Source organism: Pseudomonas sp. NFACC39-1 (assembly GCF_900110355.1).
Taxonomy (GTDB): Bacteria; Pseudomonadota; Gammaproteobacteria; order Pseudomonadales; family Pseudomonadaceae; genus Aquipseudomonas; species Aquipseudomonas tehranensis.
Window position 1 is genome coordinate 75,962 of the sequence record NZ_FODL01000016.1, and the last position, 22,037, is coordinate 97,998.

18 protein-coding genes, 1 tRNA gene, 1 rRNA gene and 1 pseudogene are annotated in these 22,037 nt (G+C 60.3%); 10 read left to right on the forward strand and 11 right to left on the reverse strand.

The features are described from left to right. The first annotated feature begins 326 nt into the window (after positions 1 to 326). The 3 genes from BMY45_RS24270 (at position 327) to ggt (ending at position 4,549) form a co-directional block, all read left to right on the forward strand. Positions 327 to 2,384 (forward strand): methyl-accepting chemotaxis protein, encoded by a 2,058-nt coding sequence (locus BMY45_RS24270; RefSeq protein ID WP_092402528.1) that lies wholly within the window; start codon positions 327 to 329, stop codon positions 2,382 to 2,384. A gap of 103 nt (positions 2,385 to 2,487) precedes the next feature. Further along, positions 2,488 to 2,564, forward strand: a tRNA-Met gene (locus tag BMY45_RS24275). Between the two features lie 143 nt (positions 2,565 to 2,707). After that, a complete protein-coding gene (gene ggt, locus BMY45_RS24280) occupies positions 2,708 to 4,549 on the forward strand; it encodes a gamma-glutamyltransferase (protein ID WP_092402530.1) in 1,842 nt (613 codons plus the stop codon). 70 nt (positions 4,550 to 4,619) lie between these two features. On the opposite strand, the gene BMY45_RS24285 is transcribed toward ggt, so the two are convergent. The 4 genes and pseudogenes from BMY45_RS24285 to BMY45_RS28715 all read right to left on the reverse strand — a co-directional run. After that, entirely contained in the window at positions 4,620 to 4,844 is a 225-nt protein-coding gene (locus tag BMY45_RS24285; RefSeq protein WP_092402532.1) for a helix-turn-helix domain-containing protein, read from the reverse strand. Positions 4,845 to 4,851: 7 nt separating this feature from the next. Further along, entirely contained in the window at positions 4,852 to 5,406 is a 555-nt protein-coding gene (locus tag BMY45_RS24290; protein WP_092402534.1) for a DUF2975 domain-containing protein, read from the reverse strand. A gap of 91 nt (positions 5,407 to 5,497) precedes the next feature. Next, positions 5,498 to 5,929: a methyl-accepting chemotaxis protein gene (locus BMY45_RS28710; protein ID WP_371913975.1), complete on the reverse strand. Its 432-nt coding sequence runs from the start codon at positions 5,927 to 5,929 to the stop codon at positions 5,498 to 5,500. Positions 5,930 to 6,037: 108 nt separating this feature from the next. After that, positions 6,038 to 7,048, reverse strand: a pseudogene (locus BMY45_RS28715) (PAS domain-containing protein); the annotation flags it as partial. On the opposite strand from BMY45_RS28715, the gene BMY45_RS24300 reads away from it, so the two are divergent. From BMY45_RS24300 to BMY45_RS24310, 3 genes are all read left to right on the forward strand, one after another. Next, positions 7,035 to 8,453 (forward strand): short-chain fatty acid transporter, encoded by a 1,419-nt coding sequence (locus BMY45_RS24300; protein ID WP_076386741.1) that lies wholly within the window; start codon positions 7,035 to 7,037, stop codon positions 8,451 to 8,453. The pseudogene BMY45_RS28715 and the gene BMY45_RS24300 overlap by 14 nt on opposite strands. Before the next feature lie 111 nt (positions 8,454 to 8,564). Beyond that, complete coding sequence (locus tag BMY45_RS24305) at positions 8,565 to 9,725, forward strand: hypothetical protein (RefSeq protein ID WP_092402538.1); 1,161 nt, start codon at positions 8,565 to 8,567, stop codon at positions 9,723 to 9,725. Between the two features lie 176 nt (positions 9,726 to 9,901). Continuing rightward, positions 9,902 to 10,429 (forward strand): SET domain-containing protein, encoded by a 528-nt coding sequence (locus BMY45_RS24310; protein ID WP_092402540.1) that lies wholly within the window; start codon positions 9,902 to 9,904, stop codon positions 10,427 to 10,429. Positions 10,430 to 10,439: 10 nt separating this feature from the next. On the opposite strand, the gene can is transcribed toward BMY45_RS24310, so the two are convergent. Continuing rightward, a complete protein-coding gene (can, locus tag BMY45_RS24315) occupies positions 10,440 to 11,084 on the reverse strand; it encodes a carbonate dehydratase (protein ID WP_092402542.1) in 645 nt (214 codons plus the stop codon). Positions 11,085 to 11,216: 132 nt separating this feature from the next. Here can and BMY45_RS24320 point away from each other — a divergent pair, with 132 nt between their 5' ends. After that, positions 11,217 to 11,621 carry a serine kinase/phosphatase gene (locus tag BMY45_RS24320; protein WP_092402544.1) on the forward strand — a complete coding sequence of 135 codons (405 nt, stop codon included), beginning with the start codon at positions 11,217 to 11,219 and terminating at the stop codon, positions 11,619 to 11,621. A gap of 158 nt (positions 11,622 to 11,779) precedes the next feature. On the opposite strand, the gene rimI is transcribed toward BMY45_RS24320, so the two are convergent. Then, positions 11,780 to 12,232 (reverse strand): ribosomal protein S18-alanine N-acetyltransferase, encoded by a 453-nt coding sequence (gene rimI / locus BMY45_RS24325; protein ID WP_003205585.1) that lies wholly within the window; start codon positions 12,230 to 12,232, stop codon positions 11,780 to 11,782. Next, positions 12,225 to 13,010, reverse strand: a complete 786-nt coding sequence (locus BMY45_RS24330) for an energy transducer TonB (RefSeq protein WP_092402546.1) — start codon at positions 13,008 to 13,010, stop codon at positions 12,225 to 12,227. Before BMY45_RS24330 ends, rimI begins: the two co-directional genes overlap by 8 nt. Before the next feature lie 180 nt (positions 13,011 to 13,190). On the opposite strand from BMY45_RS24330, the gene mksB reads away from it, so the two are divergent. The 3 genes from mksB to mksF are packed head-to-tail and all read left to right on the forward strand — an operon-like array spanning position 13,191 to position 17,999. Continuing rightward, positions 13,191 to 14,471 (forward strand): Mks condensin complex protein MksB, encoded by a 1,281-nt coding sequence (mksB, locus tag BMY45_RS24335; RefSeq protein ID WP_092402547.1) that lies wholly within the window; start codon positions 13,191 to 13,193, stop codon positions 14,469 to 14,471. Next, positions 14,461 to 15,162, forward strand: coding sequence for an Mks condensin complex protein MksE (gene mksE / locus BMY45_RS24340; RefSeq protein WP_047229373.1), 702 nt, complete (start codon positions 14,461 to 14,463; stop codon positions 15,160 to 15,162). The genes mksB and mksE overlap by 11 nt, the downstream gene beginning before the upstream one ends. Further along, entirely contained in the window at positions 15,159 to 17,999 is a 2,841-nt protein-coding gene (gene mksF / locus BMY45_RS24345; protein ID WP_092402549.1) for an Mks condensin complex protein MksF, read from the forward strand. The genes mksE and mksF overlap by 4 nt, the downstream gene beginning before the upstream one ends. Before the next feature lie 194 nt (positions 18,000 to 18,193). On the opposite strand, the gene BMY45_RS24350 is transcribed toward mksF, so the two are convergent. The 4 genes from BMY45_RS24350 to rrf all read right to left on the reverse strand — a co-directional run bounded on the left by BMY45_RS24350 (position 18,194) and on the right by rrf (position 22,024). Beyond that, the gene (locus BMY45_RS24350) at positions 18,194 to 20,497 is read right to left on the reverse strand and encodes a PqiB family protein (RefSeq protein ID WP_092402553.1); all 2,304 of its coding nucleotides are present in this window, start codon (positions 20,495 to 20,497) and stop codon (positions 18,194 to 18,196) included. After that, positions 20,490 to 21,113, reverse strand: a complete 624-nt coding sequence (locus BMY45_RS24355; RefSeq protein ID WP_047229371.1) for a paraquat-inducible protein A — start codon at positions 21,111 to 21,113, stop codon at positions 20,490 to 20,492. Before BMY45_RS24355 ends, BMY45_RS24350 begins: the two co-directional genes overlap by 8 nt. Continuing rightward, the gene (locus tag BMY45_RS24360; RefSeq protein WP_092402551.1) at positions 21,100 to 21,759 is read right to left on the reverse strand and encodes a paraquat-inducible protein A; all 660 of its coding nucleotides are present in this window, start codon (positions 21,757 to 21,759) and stop codon (positions 21,100 to 21,102) included. Before BMY45_RS24360 ends, BMY45_RS24355 begins: the two co-directional genes overlap by 14 nt. Before the next feature lie 149 nt (positions 21,760 to 21,908). Then, positions 21,909 to 22,024: ribosomal RNA gene (gene rrf, locus BMY45_RS24365) — 5S ribosomal RNA — on the reverse strand. Positions 22,025 to 22,037 lie beyond the last annotated feature (13 nt).

The window sequence follows — 22,037 nt, forward strand, 5'->3', positions numbered from 1 at the left end:
GGAGTTTCCATACGGGGTTTGCACGGGAAGCGGGTTCATCAATGTGCCATTTTTCGGTGCAGCAAGGCTATCCCCTTAGCTTGCTATCGACTTGAAATATTGTCAGCGAGCCCGGTAATAGCGCAAAGCCATGGTCTGAATCTTGCCTTGTTAATGGTCTACAACGCGGCCCCTTACAAAGGGGACCGAGAATGGGAAGTTTCGCTACAGAGCCAGCCTACAGAGCGGGCCTGGACAAACTTTCGAGGCCTTTTAAAAGGGCACCTGTTTCGGCATTGTGTCGAAACGCACAAAAATAGTGCAAGGGTGTTCAGGGGAGTATGGGCATGCAGGCTTTTCTATCACCGGGAATCAGATTGCTGGGGCGGTTCGGCTTTGCCCGCAAATTTCAGTTGCTGTTCCTGCTTTTCATCCTGCCACTGATGGGCAGCCTGTGGATCATCGGCCAGGACTATCGCGACAAACTCAGCCTGATTTCCGAAGAACGTGCCGGGGTTCGCCAGTTGCTGGCCCTGGATAACCTGGACAACCTGCTCGCCGCCCAGCGCAACCGCGCGGCCCGTTGGCGAGCCACGGAAACCAATCGCCAGGCAACACCGGCGACGCTTGCCGCGATGGCGGCTTTCGATGCCGTGCAGCCGGCCCTCAACCAGGCCGCCAATGACCTGGGTAGCACCTTGCAAACCGAAGGTGCCGGAGCCGACACCCTCGCCCGCTTCCAAACGCTGCAAACCAGTCTCAATGGTCTTGATTCGAAAAGCCTGGGCACCGTCGGTTGGTGGCCGGACGGCTATGACCGCTTCACTGCGGCCTTGAGTGCCTTGCAAGCCTTGCGCGAACAAATCGTCATGGACAATCGCCTGACCCTCGCCTCCTGGCTGGAAACCTACCTGCTGATCCAGATCTCGACCCAGCAGACACCGGACCTGATCGAACGGGTCGCGCGCTTGGCCAGCGTTGGCCAGGCCTCTGTTGTGTCGGGTCAATTCACCCTGCAAAGCCGCCTGCAATTGCGCGACCTGCGCAGCCGGATCGGCGATGCCCGGGATCAACTGGTCAAAACCGGCGGGGTGCTGCAAGCCCGCCTGCCCAGCGAACTGCAAACCTGGGCCGGGCAATTCCAGGACAGCCTCAAGCATCTGGATTCCGGCCTGAAAGTCTTGGATGAAGGGGTCTTCGCCGGCTCCATCAGCCTCAAGCCGGAAGAGTTCGAGAAACACATGGATGCGCTCCTGGCGGACTTGGCGACATTGCGCCAGCAGTCTCTGATGGCACTGGATGCGCGACTGGACCACTACCACTCCTCAGCCATCCGCCAGTTCACCCTGGTGGCCGCGGTGCTGGGCTGTCTGCTACTGGCCGCGCTTTACCTCTTCGTCTGCCTGCAAGCGTCCATCCGCCGCAGCGCCAGTGGTATCACATTACTGGCCGAAGCCCTGCGTGACGGCAACCTCAGCCTGCAAGTACCCGTGCAAGGACGCGACGAACTGGCGGCCATCAGTACCGCTCTCAACGTCGCGGTGGTGCAGTTGCGCAACAGCCTGTTGGGTGTGGACCACGAAACGTTGCAGTTGAGCAATGCCGTGCGCACCCTCAACACTCACTCCAGCGGCGCCCTGGGGGAAGTCGAAGCCCAACAGATGCAAATCAGCCAGATCGCGGCCGCCGCCACGCAACTGGCCGCCACCTCGCAAGGGGTCGCGAGAAGCTGTGAGCAGGCCTCCGACAGCGCCCAGCAGACCCGGCGTATCGCCGCCGACAGCAGCCGCGACAGTCAACGCACCACGGCGAGCATCCAGCAACTCAACCAGCGCCTCAACGAAACCGCCGCCGCATTGGGCCGGGTCAGCGAACAGGGGCAACAGATCCAGATGGTGGTCGACACCATCCGTGGCGTGGCCGAGCAGACCAACCTGCTGGCCCTCAATGCGGCCATCGAAGCCGCTCGCGCTGGGGAACAAGGCCGTGGTTTCGCGGTGGTGGCCGATGAGGTACGCAGCCTGTCGCAACGCACCCAGTCCTCCACCCAACAGATTGCTGGCACCGTCGACAGCCTGCGCGCTACGGTCAACGAAGCGGTCAGCCTGATGGAAGCCGCGTGCGGCCAGGCCCAGACCGACGCGCAAGCCGTCACCGGCCTTGGCGAGCGACTGGGAGAAATTGCCAGCGCCGTGCAGAGCGTCACCGACACCCTGGCACAAATCGCCACCGCGGTGGACGAACAAGCCAGCACCGCCGACGAGGTCAGCGGCAATATCCAACAGGTCGACCAGGCGGCCATGCGATTGCTTGAAGGGGCACGCGCCGTGAACCTCGCGGCGGATACGTTGAGCCAAGGCAGCCAGGCCCTGAGCGCCAACACAGGGAGATTTCAACTCGGTTGACGGGTATTTGCAGCGAGGATGGATAAGCGGTTGAAAGCGCTGAGAAATATTTCAGATTTACGCTTGACACATCTTCGTTACCGGCGAATAATGCGCGCCACTTGGCTACATAGCTCAGTTGGTTAGAGCATAGCATTCATAATGCTGGGGTCCGGGGTTCAAGTCCCTGTGTAGCCACCAAGTACTAAAAACGGCTTATCGAAAGATAAGCCGTTTTTTTATGCCTCGATAAAAGCCTTCTCTCAAGTCCGCGCTGATTTGCGCCAGACGCCTCGCATCGCTACAGTCGTTCCCTATCCCCTGGCCCACGGATGGAGCGACACATGCTTGCAGATCTGAAACCCAATCTTCATCGCCTGTCAGCCGTTTCGCTGCTGGCTGTCGCCCTGGCCCTGGTTGCCTGTAAAGCCCCGCCCTCCTCCACAACCCCAGCATTGCCCATCGCACCGGAGATCGCCTCCGGCTACCGCACCGACTTGCAGACCCGCCATGCCGACAAGCACATGGCCGCGGCGGCGAACCCGTTGGCGGCCGAAGCCGGGCGGCAGATGTTGCGGCGCGGCGGTTCAGCCATCGACGCGGCGATTGCCATGCAGGCGGTGCTGACCCTGGTGGAACCGCAGTCCTCCGGGATCGGTGGCGGTGCATTCATCGTGTTGTGGGACGGCAAGGCAGTACGTACTTACGACGGTCGCGAAACGGCACCGGCCGGTGCCACCGAGAAACTTTTCCTGCAAGCAGATGGCAAACCCATGCCGTTTACCGCCGCGCAGATAGGCGGCCGTTCCGTGGGCACACCGGGCGTGTTGCGGGCGCTGGAGCTGGCCCATCGCAAACATGGCCGACTTGAATGGGCCACGCTGTTCGAACCGGCCATCGCGTTGGCCGAACAGGGTTTTGCGATCTCGCCCAGGTTGCACTCGATGATTGCGGCCGACGCATCCTTACCGGGGTCGCCGGACATGGCCGCCTATTTCCTGAACGCCGATGGCAGCCCGAAAGCGGTCGGTACGCGGCTGAAAAATCCCGCTTTGGCCGACGTGCTCAAGCGCATCGCCAGCGAAGGCCCCGACGCCTTGTACAAAGGGCCGATTGCCGAAGAAATCGTCGCCAAGGTGCAGGAGCATGCCAACCCCGGCAGCCTGTCATTGAATGATCTCCAGGGCTACGCCGCTCGGGAACGTGCGCCGCTTTGCACTGACTACAAGCGCTGGCAAGTCTGTGGCATGGCGCCCCCGTCTTCGGGCGGGATCGCCGTGGCGCAGATCCTCGGAACCTTGCAGGCATTGGAACAGCGCGACAGCCGCACCGCTCTAGCCCCCATGAAACCCGTCAAGACCGAGAAACCCGCCGGCATTGAGCCGACGCCCGAAGCAGTGCATCTGATCGCCGAAGCCGAACGCCTGACCTACGCCGACCGTGCGCTGTATGTTGCTGACTCGGACTTCGTCCCCGTGCCGGTCAAAGGGCTAATCGATCCCGGTTATCTGGCCAGCCGCGCGAGCCTGATCGGCCCACGCAGCATGGGCATCGCCAAACCCGGCACACCGCCGGGCGTCCAGGTGGCCTACGCCCCGGACCGTTCGCCCCTGCGCATCTCCACCTCGCAAGTGGTGGCAGTGGATGACCAGGGTGGCGCCGTGTCGATGACCACCACGGTGGAGTCAGCGTTCGGCTCACACCTGATGGTCCGGGGCTTCATGCTCAACAACCAGATGACCGACTTCTCGTTCATACCCGAAGAAAATGGGCAAAAGGTCGCCAACCGCGTCGAACCCGGCAAACGCCCCCGCTCGTCCATGGCGCCGACCCTGATCTTCGATCGCCAGAGCGGTGAACTGCTGGCCGCTGTCGGCTCACCGGGCGGCTCCCAAATCATCGAATACGTCGCCAAGTCAGTGATCGGCCTGCTGGACTGGGACTTGGACGCGCAAACCGCCATCAATCTTCCCAACTTCGGCAGCCGCAACGGCCCCACCGAACTGGAACAAGGTCAATTCAGCCCGACGCTGATCCAGGCGTTGAAAAACAAAGGCCATGCCGTGAGTGAAATCGACATGACCAGTGGGACCCAGGCGATCGTCCGAGTCCGTGATGCCCAGGGCAAGACCTCACTGGCCGGTGGAGCGGACCCGCGGCGTGAGGGCCAGGCGCTGGGGGATTGAGCGTCGCCGCTATCCGGGCGGTGCGAAGTCGCGTCGCCGGCCATCGCGAGCAGGCTCGCTCCCCCAGGAGTCAGGCCTTGGGGGCGTCGCTCTGCGGTTGGTAAATCAGCAGATCGGCAGGCTGACATTGCAGATAGCTGCAAATGGCTTCGAGGGTAGCCAGGCGAATACCCTTGACCTTTCCTTGCTTCAACAAGGAAAGGTTGGCTTCAGTAATGCCTATCGCGGCGGCAAGGTCCTTGGATTTAACCTTGCGCGTCGCCAGCATCACATCAAGTTGAATAACGATAGGCATAGGGTTCTCAAACGAAAGTTCGGTTTTCTGAATCGACTTCACTGGCCCGGGACAATATCCGGGCAATGATTGCAATGCAGGCTGCAAGAAACAACGCGACAAACGACGGGGCGGTAACGCTGAAGGTAAGCAAACGCTGACCGACCGGTGCGTTGATCGTCACCAGCAGGCTGAGAAACGGCTCACACAGGAAATCCAGCAGCACCCACAGCGCCACAGCGCGACCTACCTTCCCCAGGCAAACGGCTGCGTCGCTGGAAAAGTACTCGCCTTGGGCATATCGCTGGAACAACTGCCGCAAATGGCCCAGCCCGAACGCCAGTGCCAGCAGCGGTATGCTCGACAACAGCATTGCGCCAAGGCATTGCCAGCCAGTCAAGCGCATAGCCTCTGCTGACAAGCTCGACAGCTGTCGCTCGGTCAGGGCAAAGCCCAGACCGTATTCTGAAGCAACGTCAGGAAACAGCCAGACCCCAGCGTTGAGGACCATCATCGTGATAATGAAGAGAAGTGTGATGACAGCCATGCGCTGGCTGTACAGGGCGAGACGGTTCGAAGACATGGGAGGCTCCACAGAACAAAGGAAGCGCGAACCATAGCGTCTGAATTATCGTAAAACAATAATTAATATGTAAAAAACAATAATATCTAACTCAAGTCGACAACTGATTGGCAAACTGGCTCACGGCATCGACCACCTTCTTCGCTCCATCCTGAATCTCGACGATCACCGTCCCCGCCTCCGCTGCCAGGGCCAGGCCCTGTTCGGCCTGGTGCTGGCCGTCGGTCATCAGTGCCACGGCGTTGCGGGCCATGTCCTGGTTCTGGCGAACCACGCCGACGATCTCATCAGTGGCCTGACTGGTACGCGACGCCAGTTGCCGCACTTCATCAGCCACCACCGCGAAGCCCCGGCCCTGCTCACCAGCCCGGGCGGCTTCGATGGCCGCATTGAGCGCCAGCAGGTTGGTCTGTTCGGCAATACCGCTGATGGTCTTGACGATGGTGCCGATCACCAGCGATTGCTCATTCAGGGCCTCGATGCCTTCGCCGGCGGATTGCATGTGCCGGGCCAGGTCGCGCATCACATCCACGGCCTGGGTCACCACGGTGGTGCCGCGCTGGGCGCTGCTGTCGGTTTGCAACGAGGTGCTGTAGGCAATGCTGGCCGCCTCGGCGACGGCCTTTTCCTGGTTGACCTGATCGGTGATGTCCGTGGCGAACTTGACCACTTTGTACAGTCGTTCGTTGGAGTCGAGCACCGGGTTATAGGAGGCTTCCAGCCAGACCTCACGACCGTTGCTGTCCAGGCGTTTGAAGCGACCGGCCACGAACTCGCCGCAATTGAGACGCTGCCAGAACTGCTGGTAGGTGGCGCTGTTGTACTCCTCCGGTTCGCAAAACATGCGGTGATGCTTGCCCTTGATCTGCGCCAGGCTGTAACCCATGGCATTGAGGAAACGATCATTGGCTGTCAGGACATGACCGCCCAGGTCGAATTCGATCACTGCCGTGGAACGCACCAGCGCACCAATGAGGTTTTCATGCTCGCGCGACGCCTCGATGGTACGAGTCAGGTCGCTGGAATACATCGAGAAATAGCGGATTCGCCCATCAGTCGCCCGTACCGGTTGGAGGATCGAACGCAACCAGGCTTCCTTACCGTTGCCCCGGAGCAGCCGTACGGCGCCGGAGAAATGCTCGCCTCGAGTCAGCGCCGTCTTGAAACGCAACTGGAACTCATTGGACTTCAGGTAAGCCGGCACCAGCTCTTCGACAGACCGGCCGATGAGGTCCTGGGTCTTGTAGTGCATTTCGTCGAGGAAATTCTGATTGACCGTTTGCACCCGCCCTTCGGCATCCAGAGTGAGGGCCAACATCTCGCGGTCCAAACTCTCCTTCACCTGCATAAGGCTGGACAGTTCCTGGCGAAGAGCCAAAAGCTCCTGCTTCAAGCGCTTATTGAACATGGCATGCTCCGGGAGCAGGAGAGTTAGGTGGCCTGTTCTCATGCCATCGGCTCGCCGATTTTTTTCTGAAGAGCGCCACAGGCCGCTTCTGAAAATAATCCTGCGCGCTCGCGAACCCGGATTAACCTCCATGGTCACTGGAGTGTTCCAGTGTTGGCGGCTGACCGCCAATACCATTCCGCACCCAATACCTATAACCATAAAAACCGAGGTAATTGCCGTGACCACCGACATACAAGACAGCCGTTCCGCCCGTTTTGCCCTGCGCTGTTCCAGTTTTGCCGAGCGCTGGTTCCCTGACTCCTGGGTGTTTGCCGCACTGGCGGTACTGGTAGTAGCGGTGGCGACACTGTTCATCGGCGCCAAACCTACGGCCGCTGCCATGGCGTTCGGCGATGGCTTCTGGAGCCTGATACCGTTCACCATGCAAATGGCCTTCGTGGTGATCGGCGGTTACGTGGTCGCCAGCTCGCCGCCCGCTGTCAAACTGATCGATCGCCTGGCCCGCATCCCGAAGAACGGCCGCTCGGCGGTGGCCTGGGTCGCGCTGATCTCCATGGTCGCGTCGCTGCTCAACTGGGGTCTTTCCCTGGTATTTGGCGGTTTATTGGTACGTGCCCTGGCCCGTCGCACCGATCTGAAAATGGACTATCGCGCCGCCGGCGCCGCCGCTTACCTGGGCCTGGGCGCGGTTTGGGCACTGGGTTTGTCTTCGTCGGCGGCGCAATTGCAGGCCAACCCGGCCAGCCTGCCACCGTCGATCCTGTCGATTACTGGGGTCATTCCGTTCACCCAGACCATTTTTCTCTGGCAATCCGGGGTGATGTTGCTGGCGTTGATCGTGATCTCGCTGATCGTGGCCTATGCCACCGCTCCCGGGCCAAACAGCGCCCGTGACGCCGCCGCCTGCGGGATAGACCCTAGCTTCAGCATGCCGGCGTTGCAGCCTCGCACCCGCCCGGGAGAGTGGCTGGAACATAGCCCGCTGCTGACCATTGCCCTGGCGTTGCTGGCCGCCGGCTGGTTGTTCCACGAGTTCTCGACCAAACCTGCGATAAGCGCCATCTCCGGGCTCAACACTTACAATTTCCTGTTCCTGATGCTTGGCGCGCTGCTGCATTGGCGGCCGCGCAGCTTTCTCGATGCCGTGGCGCGCGCGGTGCCGACCACCACCGGCGTACTGATCCAGTTCCCGCTGTATGGCTCGATTGCCGCGCTGCTGACCACGGTCAAGGGTAGCGACGCCCAGACACTTGCCCATCACATATCCACCTTTTTCGTACAGATCGCGTCCCACGATACCTACGCCGTGTTGATGGGCGCCTACTCGGCGGTGCTGGGCTTTTTCATTCCATCGGGAGGCGGCAAATGGATCATCGAAGCCCCCTATGTCATGCAGGTGGCCAATGATCTGAACTATCACCTGGGGTGGGCGGTACAGATCTATAACGCCGCCGAAGCGCTGCCAAACCTGATCAATCCGTTCTACATGCTGCCGCTGCTGGGGGTGTTGGGGCTCAAGGCCCGGGACCTGATCGGTTTCTCCTTCGTGCAATTACTGGTTCACACGCCATTGGTGCTGGTGCTGCTGTGGGCGCTGGGTACGACATTGTCTTATCTGCCGCCAGTGATGCCATAAAGCCATAAAAAAGGGCCGATATTTTCGTCGGCCCACTTTTTCTTCGCTCCGGTCTGTTTCAGTATGGCTACACCCTGTTCGAGGGGTCCACACGCTGAAAAGGATCTGAGCATGTCCAAACTCGCCGTACTTTCTTTTGCCACCCTGGCCTTCAGTACCGCCGCCCACGCCGCCGACATCGACGTATACCTTGGCAGTACCGAACGCGTCACCCGTCTCTTCGCTTATCCCAATAACTGCAACGTCATTTGCTTTCGCGACTGGACGCTGGAGCAGACCGTCGAGCATTACCTGAGCCAAAGTGTGCAACGCGATGGCTATAGCAAGGCCAAGGTCAGCGTCAAACGCGATAACGATAAAGTCTATGCCAGCATCAGCGGGGTGCCGAAGGGTTACGGTCAACCACTGACTGCGCTGCTCGACGCCGGTGACCTGGCATACAACGGGGCCAGCAAACTCAACAGCGATAACAAATGGGCCTACGACTGGTACCTGTTCCTGCCACTGGGCATGGCTCTGGAGAACCGCAAGAGCATCGAGTTGCTGCACTTCCCGCCGGATTACTCCCTGACCCAGGCGCAGGACTACCTGGAATCGGCCACCACCGATCGCTGGGCCACGCTATTGACCGCCAACGGCATCGCCGCCGAACAGACCCCGGCCTACCAGACCATCATCGACATCGCGCCCATCGCCGCCCCATCCGATGCCGGTCAGGCGCTGGGCGGGGTCTACGACTATTTCAACGATTACCAGACCACCATGGTCAAGGAGGTCAGCCAAAACACCAGCGGAGAAACGCTGCCGATGGTGGCCTTCGGCGCTCCCGTGCGGAACTGGATCAAGACACAGTACGGCCAGACCGTGAACGTGCTGGGCCTCGCGACCATTACTCCGTCTGCGGGCGTCAAGGTTCCGGTCCTGGGTTCCAACCACCCGAGCTACATCTGGTATGCGGCCGATCCTGACAGCTACGACGGTGACCAGGCCAAGGCGGATGCGGCCGGTTTGAAGGTCATGGGCCAGGACCTGAGCGCTGCATGCTGGCAAGCCGGGATGGGCAGCAAACCGGGCACCGATCCGACGGCGCAATTGAACCAATGCACACAAACGTGGCAGGTCACGCAAAAGGAAGAAACCTGTGAGCTGTTCTATACCTCAATCCGCAAGCTGTCTGCGGACGAAGCGGCGAAAAAATGCGCGGTACCTGAGATCAAATCACAGCTTCAGCAATTGAAAGTCCCCATGCCAGCGCTGCCTGACGCGGTGTAAACGCCAAAGGGCTTTTCCTGCGTAAGCCTGCGCTCACGCGGGAAAGCGCCTTTGGCTCCTGTCAGAGTCGACAGTAGATGTCGTTTCAAGGTTGCGCGAAGCTAGGCAGGTTTCAACGACCGCTGGCAGGATCGCCAGCGCCAGAAGGCCGAGCGTCCTACGCGACAGGGACCGTCATGACCACCTTCCTTGCAGACAACGCTTTCTCAGCGAACCGGGACGGCATCTATCCCGAGAAACAACTCAGCACGCGCATGGGTTATCCATCCAGGCGCGATTTCGAAGTGCGCCAGACGACTAACGGCCGCGGCAATGGCATCGTCGCCCGCAGGCGGTTTGCGCCGTTGGAAAGGATGTGCAGGGTATCGGGGCTGATCGTGAGCCGAAGACGCCTGCATACACTGCAGATCCTGCCGGACATCCACATGTATGACCCGCGCTTCGCCGGATTGCTGCAGCACTCCTGCAGCCCGAATGTGTTCCTGGACATGAGCGAACTGTGGTTATGGGCGCTGACCACCATCGAGGAAGGTGACTGCCTGACGATGGATTACGCCAGTACCGAACAGAAATTGTATCGACAGTTCGCCTGCCGGTGCGGCTCGTCCAACTGTCATGGCTGGATCACAGGCTATGACGAACCGCCCAACGAGCGAGGGATGAAATTTCTGCGGCACTGGCGTCGCCGCTGTCATCGCGACTGAATGAACCGAATCAGGGCGCGTCGACCGGACGCAACCGATACTGCGGCGGCAACTGCTCGAAACCGCTGATTGTCGTATCCAGGCTTTTCCAGCGGCCGTCCTTGATCCCGTAGATACAGCCGTGGATCGACAGTTTCTGCCCGCGATGCCAAGCGTTCTGCACGATGCTGGTATGGCCGACGTTGGCCACCTGCTGGATCACGTTGAGCTCGCACAAGCGATCCACGCGCTCTTCTTCGGTCGGCAATTGGGCCAACGTTTCGCGGTGCTCGTAGTAGAGGTCGCGAATCGAACGCAGCCAACCGTCGATCAGACCCAGTTGACGATCCTGCATCGAGGCACGCACGCCGCCACAGCCGTAATGCCCGGTGACCAGGATATGTTTGACCTTGAGCACGTCCACCGCGTACTGGATCACCGACAGGCAGTTGAGGTCGGTGTGCAGCACCACGTTGGCCACGTTACGGTGCACGAACAGATCGCCGGGCAGCATGCCGACGATCTCGTTGGCCGGCACCCGCGCATCGGAACAGCCGATCCACAGATACTCAGGGGTTTGCTGACGGGCCAGCTTGGAAAAGAAGTCAGGATCTTCCTGCTTGATCGCATCGGCCCAGCGTGCGTTGTTATCAATCAGATCTTGTAATTCGTTCATGCTATCTAGCCCTCGAGAATAGTGCGCAACTTTGACAGACGACCGCCTGTCGAGGTCACGTCCAGAATGCCGTTGGAATTCTCGCCACGGCTGTGGGTCCACCCAGTAAGCCCCACAGTATGAGGAATTGCCATGAATGATTCACGACGTCCTTTCGACGCGGTTCAACCGGAACCCATCGACGATAACGAAGACCGCATGGGCTCGATGCATGAACTGGAATTCGACGAACAAGAGCCCAGCGCGAAAATCGGTGACGAACTGCCGGAAAACGAACGCGAGCAGTTGATGCCTCGTGAACGCGTGCGTGAAGCCGGGCTGACAGGGGCCTCGATGGATGATCACGAAGCCACCGACGACGACATGAGCCCGGAAACACTGATCCGCGAAGACGGTGCCCGGGACGCCCATGAGGCCGGTGACGATGGGCAGGCCGACTGGGACCTCAGCGTTGTGGATGAAGATGATATTGGCGGGGGCGACGGGCTGGATGAAGCGGAAATGGCCGATATCGACCCGCTGGATGGCAAGCGCTGATCGCACCTGAGGGTCGTTAGCACTGTCACCATCGCGAGCAGGCTCGCTCCCACATTGATTTCTGTGTGGCCTCAAAATTTGTATCCACCGCCAATTCCCTGTGGGAGCGAGCCTGCTCGCGATGGCGGTGGTTCGGCCAGAAACGAACGAAGGGAAACTCAATCGACCAAAGTACAGGCCATGACCACCGCATCTTCACGTCCGCCCACCGCAGGGTAGTAGTCGCGCCGCCGGCCAATTTCATTGAAACCGTAGCGCTCATACAACCGGAAGGCCGTGCGATTACTGTCACGTACTTCCAGGAAACACTCCCGAGCCTCGGCTTTGTAGGCAATGGACATCAGGTGCTCCAGCAGCCGCAAACCCAAGCCACGCCCCTGGTTTTCCGGTTTGACGGTGATGTTGAGCAGGTGCGCTTCATCCAGGATGATCTGCACCACGCCGTGGCCCACTTGCTGCTGGCCTTCGAACATTAGCCAGATCTGGTATTTACCCAGCCCGTCGAGGAAGATCCCCCGGGTCCAGGGGTGGCTGTAGGCCGCGTATTCGATTTTCAGCACAGCGTCGAGGTCCGCCTCGGTCATCGGGCGGAACGATACAGCGTCACTCATTCGATTCTTTCCAGCGCGCCATCAGCCGGCGCATGGCTTGCCAGACATCAGCCTTGCGCTGTGGCGTTTCCATTAACAATTCCAGGCCGGGCAACGCCCAGGCCGAGCCCAGGCCTTCGACCTGCAGTTCGCGATTGAACGCTTGCGCATCCACCTCGCCAGCAAATTTCACCGCCGGCAGGCCGATCAGCCACAGGCACGCGCAGGGCTCGTCTTCAAGCCGCGCCGAGACAAAACCCTGGACAAAATCGCGTGCCGCTTCCGGCCCCTGGTCCATGGTCCCGCGGGACAACAACGGCCAGCGCACCGGCTCGCCAATGATCTGTGGGCTGTCCGGCAGACCGGCGGCACGCAACATGTCCTTGAGCAACAGATACGCCGGATCGCGGCTTTGAAACGGTTCGCCCGTGGGCAGTTCCACCAGTAGCAGGCAACGCCCTGCCCGCAGCAATTGCAGCGCGAAACGCGGCGGTGCCACGTAAGGTGCCTTGACCGGGGCCGGGGTCTCATCGGCGGCTTCTACCGGTTTGGCGTTGGTGCGGGTCGAAGCCAGGCTCGGGCGCGGAACCTCGATTTTCGGCCGTTCGACCACGGGCGCCACCGGCTCGGCAACCGTCCTGGCCACGGGCGCGGTCACGACTGGCTCGATCTCGATCGGCTCGGGCGTTTCCAGCAGCTCGGGCCGCGACGGGGCGGCGAACGGCAATTCGGTACGCGGCAGCCAGTTGACCACCTGCATGGCGGTCAGATAGGCGCGGCGGCGGGACTCGATAAGCAAGGGTCGGCCACTTGTGGATAACTGAAAGTGGGAGGGATTCTACCGCCCTTCGAGACAGATCGCTTCCCTGTTGAATCAATAGTTGAGCGATTCAACCGACAGTCCGTCTCAGGGGTGAATCGCAACCGGCCTGATGCAGTACAATCGCCCCTTTTAATTGCCAACCCGACGGCCATTGCGATGATCGAACCCAAGCGCGTCTTGCGCGCCCTCGCTGAACACTGGGCATTGCTGGAACCTTTGTGCGAGCACTTCGACCAGGGCACCCTGAGCCTCAACGAATTGCGTTCACAATTGGCCGCCCAACAACTGGACAGCACGCCCCAGGACATCACCAATCTGCTGGACGTGTGGATCCGCCTGGACATCCTCGTACCGGTGGCAAAAAGCCCGAACCGTTTCGAGCTCAACGCCCAGATCCATGACTTCCTCGCCTACCTGCGCCGCGAACACCGCCTCGGCCTGTGCCTGGAAATCGAAGCTTACCTGCGCCACCTCGAGCGTCTGGCCGGCTACATCCAGGACGCGTTCGACATTCGCGACGGCAACGACCTGGCCCGCCAGCTGCGCCTGCTCGACATGCGCGTGCGAGACGTCCTCAAGAAACTCGCCAACGACGAACAGGCCCTGGTAGCGGTGGCCGAACGGGCCAAGACCAGCGACCGGCAGATTCCGCTGCGCCAGCGTTACGCTGAAGTGCTGGCGACCTGGGACGAATACGTCGAGCCGATGATCCAACTGGTGAACGCCGACGGCGCGTTCGAGCAAGGCGTACGCAAGGTCGAGAATGTGCTGTTGCGCATGCTCACCGAACAGCAGCGCCTAGGGCACCTGGTGGACGACGACATGCTGCTGCGCACCCACGCGCGCATCCTCGAGATGCAGACCAGCGCCCAGTTGACCCTGCGCCATGCCCGTGAATTGCTGTTGCCGCTGCGCGAAGAGGCCCGCCGCCACAACGCCGTGACCCGTGGCGCCGCGTTGGCCCTGGCCGCCATTCGCCGCAAAGGCCTCGATGCCGTGCCGCAGGCCGCCATGCCGCTGTTCACCCGGCCGCAAAGCACCTTCCTGGGCAGCGCCAGCCAGGTCGAAGCCTACGTGTACGCCCTGGCCCGTTTCGAGCCGAAACCGGCGCGTTTCCCCAAATCCCACAAGACCCACAAGGGTGGCGAGGCACCTCGCGCGCCGCGCACCGTACGTGAGATGGTCGAGCGTTGCGAAGACGCGCTGCCAATGCCGGACCTGATGACCTGGTTGCTGGAGCAGGAGCCGGACGGCGCCACCGACGAATTGCTGTACTGGTTCTCGCGCCTGTCGCGGGAAAAACGCTTCAAGCGCGAGCGTCTGGAACGCCGCGACTATCACACTCACGAGCATCAGGTCAGCCTGCGCTCCTTCGCCCTGCTCTCGGCCGGCGACACCGCCGCCGAGGATTCTGCGAGCATCCCCCATGCATCTTGATCTATCCGAACTGTCCCAGCTGGCGCCGATCTTTCGCGAGCTGTTCAAGGGCTACCACGTCAGCCGCCGTGACCCGGAGCTGTACGCGCAACTGTCCAACTTCCAAGACCAGTACCGCACGCTGTTCAAGGCCCTGGGCTTCGAACTGGTGTGCGACACCCGTGGTTTCTACTACTTCGTGCCGGACCTGGCCGCCGCTGCGGTGAACAAGACTGCCCAACGCCTGGCGCTGTTCACCTTCATTCTCGTCGAGCACCTGGCCGACCAGGGCCGCGACCCGATTGCCGTGCTCGACGGTGGCAGCCTGGGCCGCGATGAATTGCCTTCGTTGCTGGAAAAGTACCGCGACCTGTTCCTTCAGGCCGAAGTGCAGACCCAGGAAGAGCTGGAAGAAAAAATCATGCGCCGCATGACCCAGCTGGGTTTTGCCGGCGAAGAGAACGGTGTCTACCGCTTCCTGCCACCGATGCACCGTTTCCTCGACGTCTGCCTGTCGGTCCAGCAGGACCGCGACCTGGCCGCCAGCCTGCACAGCGTGCTGCCGTTGCCGGCACCGGTATTGATCGACGAAGACAGCGACGAAAAACTGCTGCAGACCGACGATCCGCTGGACCTCAGCGAATTCGAGGGTGAAAGCGAAGAAGACGCACTGGCCCGCGCCATTGCCGAAGAACAGGAGACCGACGCATGAGCAAGGAACGCTACGGCATCCGCCGCTTTGCCCTTTTGAACACCGCCGGCTACAGCCTCGGCCTGTTCCCGCTGGAAGAACCGCTGTCGGTCTACGGCGCGAACAACCTTGGTAAATCCGCGTCGATCAACGCCTTGCAGTTCCCGATCCTGGCGCGCATGTCGGACATGAGCTTCGGCAAGTACAGCCTGGAGCAATCCCGGCGGTTCTACTTTGCCTCGGACACCAGCTACATCCTGGTGGAAGTCGCCCTGCCCCACGGCCCGCACGTGATCGGTGTGGTCGGGCGCGGCCCCGGCGGCGGTTTTGGTCACCAGTTCTTTGCCTACGCCGGCAAGCTGGACCTGGCCCATTATCAGAAAGACGACACCTGCCTGCGTCAGAAAGAGCTGTTCACCAATCTGGAGCGCGAAGGCCTCAAAGCCTACGAACTCAAGCCCGATGAATTGCGCCGCCTGTTGGTGGGCGGTCATACCTCGATTCCGCTGGACCTGACGCTGATCCCGCTGCGCTCCACCAGCGAGCAAAGCCTCAAGACCTTCCGCGCGCTGTTCATCAACCTGTTGCACATGCGCGAAATTACCGCGGCCAAGCTCAAGCAACTGTTCCTCGACGCGTTCGAGCACAGCCTGCGTTCCGGTAGCGTGGATTACATCGCCGCGTGCGAAGAAGCCTTCCGCGATGTACGACGCATGGAACAGGACTACAACTCCCTGGTGGCCGCTGGTCCATTGGTGGAAGCGCTGGCCAATGGCGTGAAGCAGCGCGATGTCCTACGCGGCAAACTGCATCGCCTGTCACCGTTGCTCGACTCGTTGCTGGGTACTTGGTCGGACTACGCCAGTGCGCGCAAGGAAGAGCTGACCATCCAGGCCGAACACTACCGCAACGAACAGGATTCGTTGCAGAACGACCAGCGCGGCGGCACTCAGGAACTGATGCGCCTGGAACGGGAAATCAGCGGCATCCAGCGCTGGATCGGCGAGCTGTCGGTGCTCAAGAACCGCTTCGCCCTGGTGGATGACGTCAAGGTCCTGGAGCAACAACTGCTCGCGGCCAAGGATGCCCACGATGAACTGGCCGGCGCCCTCGCCCAGTCCCGCCAGTTCAGCGCCGAAGACCTGGAGGAGCGTCTGCGGGATCTGGAAAAGCGCCTGAAGTCGGTCAAGCAGCAACTCGATCACGCTGACAACAACAGCTACGCCCGCCTGCGGGAAGAATTCTCGCAGCAGGACGTCGAACGCTTGATGCGCCTGTTCAACAGCGCCTTGTTCAGCCTGCCGCTGGGTGAGCACGGCATCGCGCTGGACGAGAACGGCGAGTGGGTCAAATCCATGGAACTGATCCTCGACGGCTTCAAAGGTGAGCGCTTCGAAGTACCGGGCCTGTCCATCGACCTGTCCCATATCGAACCGCCGGCCCTGCAAGCCTTGGCCGACCGCGCCGCACTGCGGGACCAGAAAGAACGCCTGGAAAAAGAACTCAAGCAGCTCAAGACCCAGCAAGCGGTGGCCGCCGACCGCGCCGCGAGCAAGACCCAGACCGAGGCGCTGTACCAGCAGGTTCTGGATGCGCAAAAAGCCTTGGAAGACTTCCGTCGCACGCAGACCCTGAGCGCCGAAGAAGGCGAAAAGCTCGAACAACTGGCGCAGATGGAAGCCGCCCAGGACGAACTCAAGCGCTCCAGCGATGCCTTCACCGAACGTGTCCAGCAGTTGTCCGCCAAGTTGCAACTGGTGGGCCGGCAGATCGCCGACATGGAAGCCAAGCAACGCACCCTCGACGATGCCCTGCGCCGTCGTCAATTGTTGCCAGCGGACCTGCCGTTTGGCACGCCGTTCATGGACCCGGTCGACGACTCCATGGATAACCTGCTGCCGCTGCTCAATGACTACCAGGACAGCTGGCAGGGTCTGTTGCGGGTCGATGGCCAGATCGAAGCGCTGTACGCCCAGGTCCGCCTCAAGGGCGTGGCCAAGTTCGACAGCGAAGATGACATGGAGAGGCGCCTGCAGTTGCTGATCAACGCCTATGCCCACCGTACCGACGAAGCCTTGACCCTGGGCAAGGCACGCCGGGCGGCGGTGACTGACATTGCCCGGACCCTGCGCAACATCCGCAGCGACTACGACAGCCTCGAGCATCAACTGGCGCTGTTCAACCGCGAGATCAACAAACGCCAGGTGTCCAACCTGCAGAGTTTCCGGATCGTTCTGGCCCCCAACAAGGAAGCGCTCAAGCACATCGACCAGATCATCCACAGCGCCGGCCAGTACGAGGAAGGCGAGACCCTGTCGGTGTTCGACCTCAGCCAGAGCGCCGAGCAGGACAACAAGAACGAAGAGGCCAAGGAGTACCTGGCCCGTCTGGTGGCAGCTAACCACAACCAGCTCGGCCTCAAGGACCTGTTCGAACTGGCCTTCGAGATCACCAAGGTCAACGGCCAGCCAGTGATCCACACCGATATCGATGGCGCGGCGTCCAACGGCACCACGATGACCATCAAGGCGCTGACCAACATGTATTTGTTGCTGCACCTGATGGACCGCGAACAGGCCGGTCGCGTGCGTCTGCCGTACTACCTTGACGAAGCGGCAGACATCGACGAGAAAAACCAGGCCGCGCTGCTGGAAACCAGTTTGCAGCTGGGTTTTGTGCCGATCCTGGCCAGTGTGAAGCCGCAAGTCTGCGCCAGCGTCGCCATCGACCTGGAAGGCGGCAGCGGTCCCAACGGCATCTACATCGACGAGGCGGACTGGAAGTACATCCGCCGTCACGATGCGGTGAAAGCCACGGTGAACGTGCAGGCCGACGAGCCGGAGCTGGATCCGGTTTGAGGTGAATAGCCGGACACAAAAAAAGGCCGCGATCCAATGGATCGCGGCCTTTTTCATTGCGGTGGGCTTTTCAGGATCATCGCGAGCAGGCTCGCTCCCACAGGTTTAGCGTCGTTCGTGACAATCCGGCAAGACACTCATTGGGTGGGGGCAAATCTGCTCGCGATGGCGGCAGAACAGCCTGACTTCCCCCATCACTTACCCAGCTTGATCTTCGGCGCCCAGGTCAGCCACTCCTCTTCAAACTGATCGAACAACGGGAAGGTCTGCTCCGGTCGCGCCGGGTTGCCCATCCGCTCGCCATCCGGGGTGGCAAAAGCGATGCCGCCCTGGATCAGCGTCTCCAGCGACTCAGTCCGCACTGTCGCGCCTTTGAACAACCCGAAGTCCATGCCGAAGCCACTGGTGTTCCAGAACCGCGTGCCGCTGCGCACCAGTGGCGCGTACTTGGGTTCGATCAGGATATGGACCAGCACACGGTCCGCCGTCTGGCCCAATTCATAGCCGGTCACCTTGCCCACAGTAATCTCGCGATACGTCACCGGCACGCCGGTCTTCAACGAACCACGGCGAGCGGCGCTCAACACCAGGCTCAGACCGGCTTCAGGAACAGCGTTTTGCGGTGGGCTGGCGAGGGCCACGAAGTTTTTCTGCGGCCCCAGGTTTTTCACCGCTGGCTGTACTTCGATGTACTGGCCGGTCACCAGCGTCTCCAGGTTCGAGGTCTTCATCAGCCCCAGTTCGGGCTTGACCACCCAGAACTGGGAGCCGACCCGAGCAATACGCTCCGGCACTTCGGTGATACGTGCGGTGAGCAGGATGGATTGCATGTCGGCGCTGAGGTCCACGTCCTCGATCTTGCCCACATCCAGCCCTTTGAAACGAATCGGCGTGCCGCTGCGCAAACCATCGGCACGATCGACTTTGATCGTCACTATTGTGCCTTTCTGTTGCGCGGCTTCGCGGTCCGCATGCAGGCGGAACCGTGGGATGCGCCTTTTCAACGGCACATTGGGTTCCGGCGTTTCGAAAGAAATGCCGCCGGCCATCAGGCTTTGCAGGGATTCGCTCTTGACCTGGATACCCCCCGTCAAACCACCCGTGAGCGTAATCCCACTGGCATTCCAGAACCGGGTCGATCCGTTGACCAGACCTTCGTATTCCTTCTCGATGTGCACACCGATGATCAACTGCTTTTTCTTGCGGGAGAACTGGTAGCTCTGCACCGATCCAACCTTGACCTGTTTGTAGAGAATCGGACTGCCGACCTCCAATGAGCCCAGGTTTTCAGTGAGCAGGACCAGGTGCAGCCCAGGCGAGCGCAAGTCCAGCGGCGGCGCCTTCGGCCTGGCTTCAAATTCGCGCTGCGGCGCACCTCCCTTGTCGCCGGGACGTATGGCGATGTAGTTACCTTTGACCAATGCCTCAAGGCCCGTAATCCCGGCCAGGGAGATCGACGGCTTGACCACCCAGAACTGGGTGCCGGTCACCAGGTAATCTTCAGCCAGTGGATCGAGGGTCAATTCAGCGGTAGCGCTGGACAGGTCCGGATCGACCTTGAGGTTCTTCAGGCTGCCCACCTGGATGCCTTTGTACATCACCGGGGTACGACCGGCCTGCAATCCTTCGAAGTCGCTGAGCTTGACCTTCACGCGGATGCCGGCAGCGGCTGCGTCGAAGTCTTCATAAAGACGGAACGGCAGGCTCGGGTCCGTGGGCGGACTGTCCTTGCGACTCTCCGGCGTGGCGAACGCGATACCACCGGCCACGATGCTCGCCAGGGATTCGCTGCGCACTTTGACGCCCGACAGGTTGGCATCGATGCTGATGCCGCTGGCATTCCAGAAACGCGTATGTTTACGCACCAGGCTGGCATAAGTCGGTTCGATGTAGATTTTGATCTCGACCGTGCCCTGATCCTCGGATAGCAGGTAGCTTTTCACCTGTCCGACCTGGATCTGTTTATAGAACACCGGGCTGCCACGGTTCAGCGAGCCCAGGCGCTCGGCCTTGAGGGTCAGGTGCAAACCGGGCTTGGCGTCCGATAGCGGCGGTTCTTCGGCCAGGGCCTTGAATTTACGGATTGGCTCTCCTTCCCCCGGGCTGATAGCCACGTAGTTACCGGAAACCAGGGTTTCCAGGCCGGTGATCCCGGCCAGGGTCACGCTCGGCTTGACCAGCCAGAAACGTGTCCCGGTCTTGAGGTATTGCTCGACGTCCTTGTTCATCTCAATGGTCGCAACCACGCCCTTCGAGCTGCCTTCGTCATCGAGCTTGAGGGTCTTCACTTTACCGACCGGCATACCCTTGTAAACGACTTCAGTCTTGTTGACCTGAATGCCCTCGCCGCTTTCAAAGCGCACGTTGATCTCGATGCCGGTTTCGTTATAAGCCCGCCAGCCGAGCCAGCCACCGATAATCAAGGCAATCAGCGGCAAGACCCAAATCGCGGACCAGTTCGAAGCCGGTCGGGTTTTAGCGGTAGGCAAATCAGTCATGGTCGTCATCCGACTCCGTGTTATCCCAAATCAGTCGGGGATCGAAAGTTACTGCGGCAATCATTGTCAAAATCACTACGCTGGCAAAAGCGATTGCACCGAGACCGGCTTCGACACTGGCGAGCCGGCCGAAATTCACTACCGCCACCAATATGGCGATCACAAAAATATCCAGCATCGACCAGCGCCCAATGAACTCGATAAAACGGTACATAAGGATCCGTTGCCGCGCAGACATGGGCTGGTGCCGTTGCACGGAAAACAGCAACAAGGCGATGCCTACCAACTTGAAAGTCGGAACGACGATACTGGCGATGAACACCACGGCGGCAATCGGAATCATGCCATGCTGAACCAGCTCGATGACCCCGGCCATGATGGTGCTCGGAGCCCCTTGCCCCAACGAGTTGATGGTCATGATCGGTAGCATGTTGGCCGGAATGTAGAGAATCGCGGCGGTGACCAATAACGCCCAGGTCCGCATCAAGCTATTCGGGCGACGAGGATGAACCAGGGCGCCGCAACGGGTACAGGTTTGTGTATCAACGTCAGCTTCCTGCCGGTTTAGCTCGTGGCATTCTGTGCAGATCAAAATACCCGCATCAATCGCCCGCATGAGCGTCCTCTCCTGATAACGCTTGCCAGATCTGATGCGGCGACATCACCACCTCCAGCCAGACCTGAACGAGCAACAAACTGATAAAACACACCAGACCAAGCCCCACGGTAATGGCCGCCATGTCTGCCAACTTGACGATAGCGACCAGCACGCCCATGAGGTAAACCTCCAGCATGCCCCAGTCGCGTAAATGGTGATAAATGCGATAGAGCAATAAGCCGTAGCTACGGCCGATATTCCAGCGAATGGTCAGTAGCACAGCCAATTGGCAAAGCAGTTTAAGCAGCGGAATGCCCATGCTGCACAGAAAAACCACCACCGATACACCTTGCATGCCGGTATTGAACAGGCCGACCACACCACTCCAAACGGTGTCTTGGGAGGATTGGCCGAGCAAATTGAGCTGCATGATGGGTAAAAAGTTCGCTGGCACATACAACAGCAGAGCGGCAATGACCAAGGCAAGACTGCGTTCGACCACATTGTGTCGGTGAGCGTAGAGCTCATACCCACAGCGCGGGCATTCGGCTTTTTCGCCATGGGCCAGCTGGGGCTTGCGCATCAGCAGGTCGCACTCATGGCACGCCACCAAGTCATCCAACGGCAGATCTGACAACCTAGGGGCGTCAAACGGATCGGGCATAAAGAGCTCTGGCTCAACTAAGGTGGAGGCTATTCTAGTGCGCTGGCTTGAAAATAACTGTGCAAATTTATTCGCAGCCTCGGCGCAATTTTATTGCGGGCAAAACAAAACCCCTACCTGCATCAGCAGATAGGGGTTTCGGAATTTAATCTTGACGATGACCTACTCTCACATGGGGAAACCCCACACTACCATCGGCGATGCATCGTTTCACTGCTGAGTTCGGGATGGGATCAGGTGGTTCCAATGCTCTATGGTCGTCAAGAAATTCGGTAGCC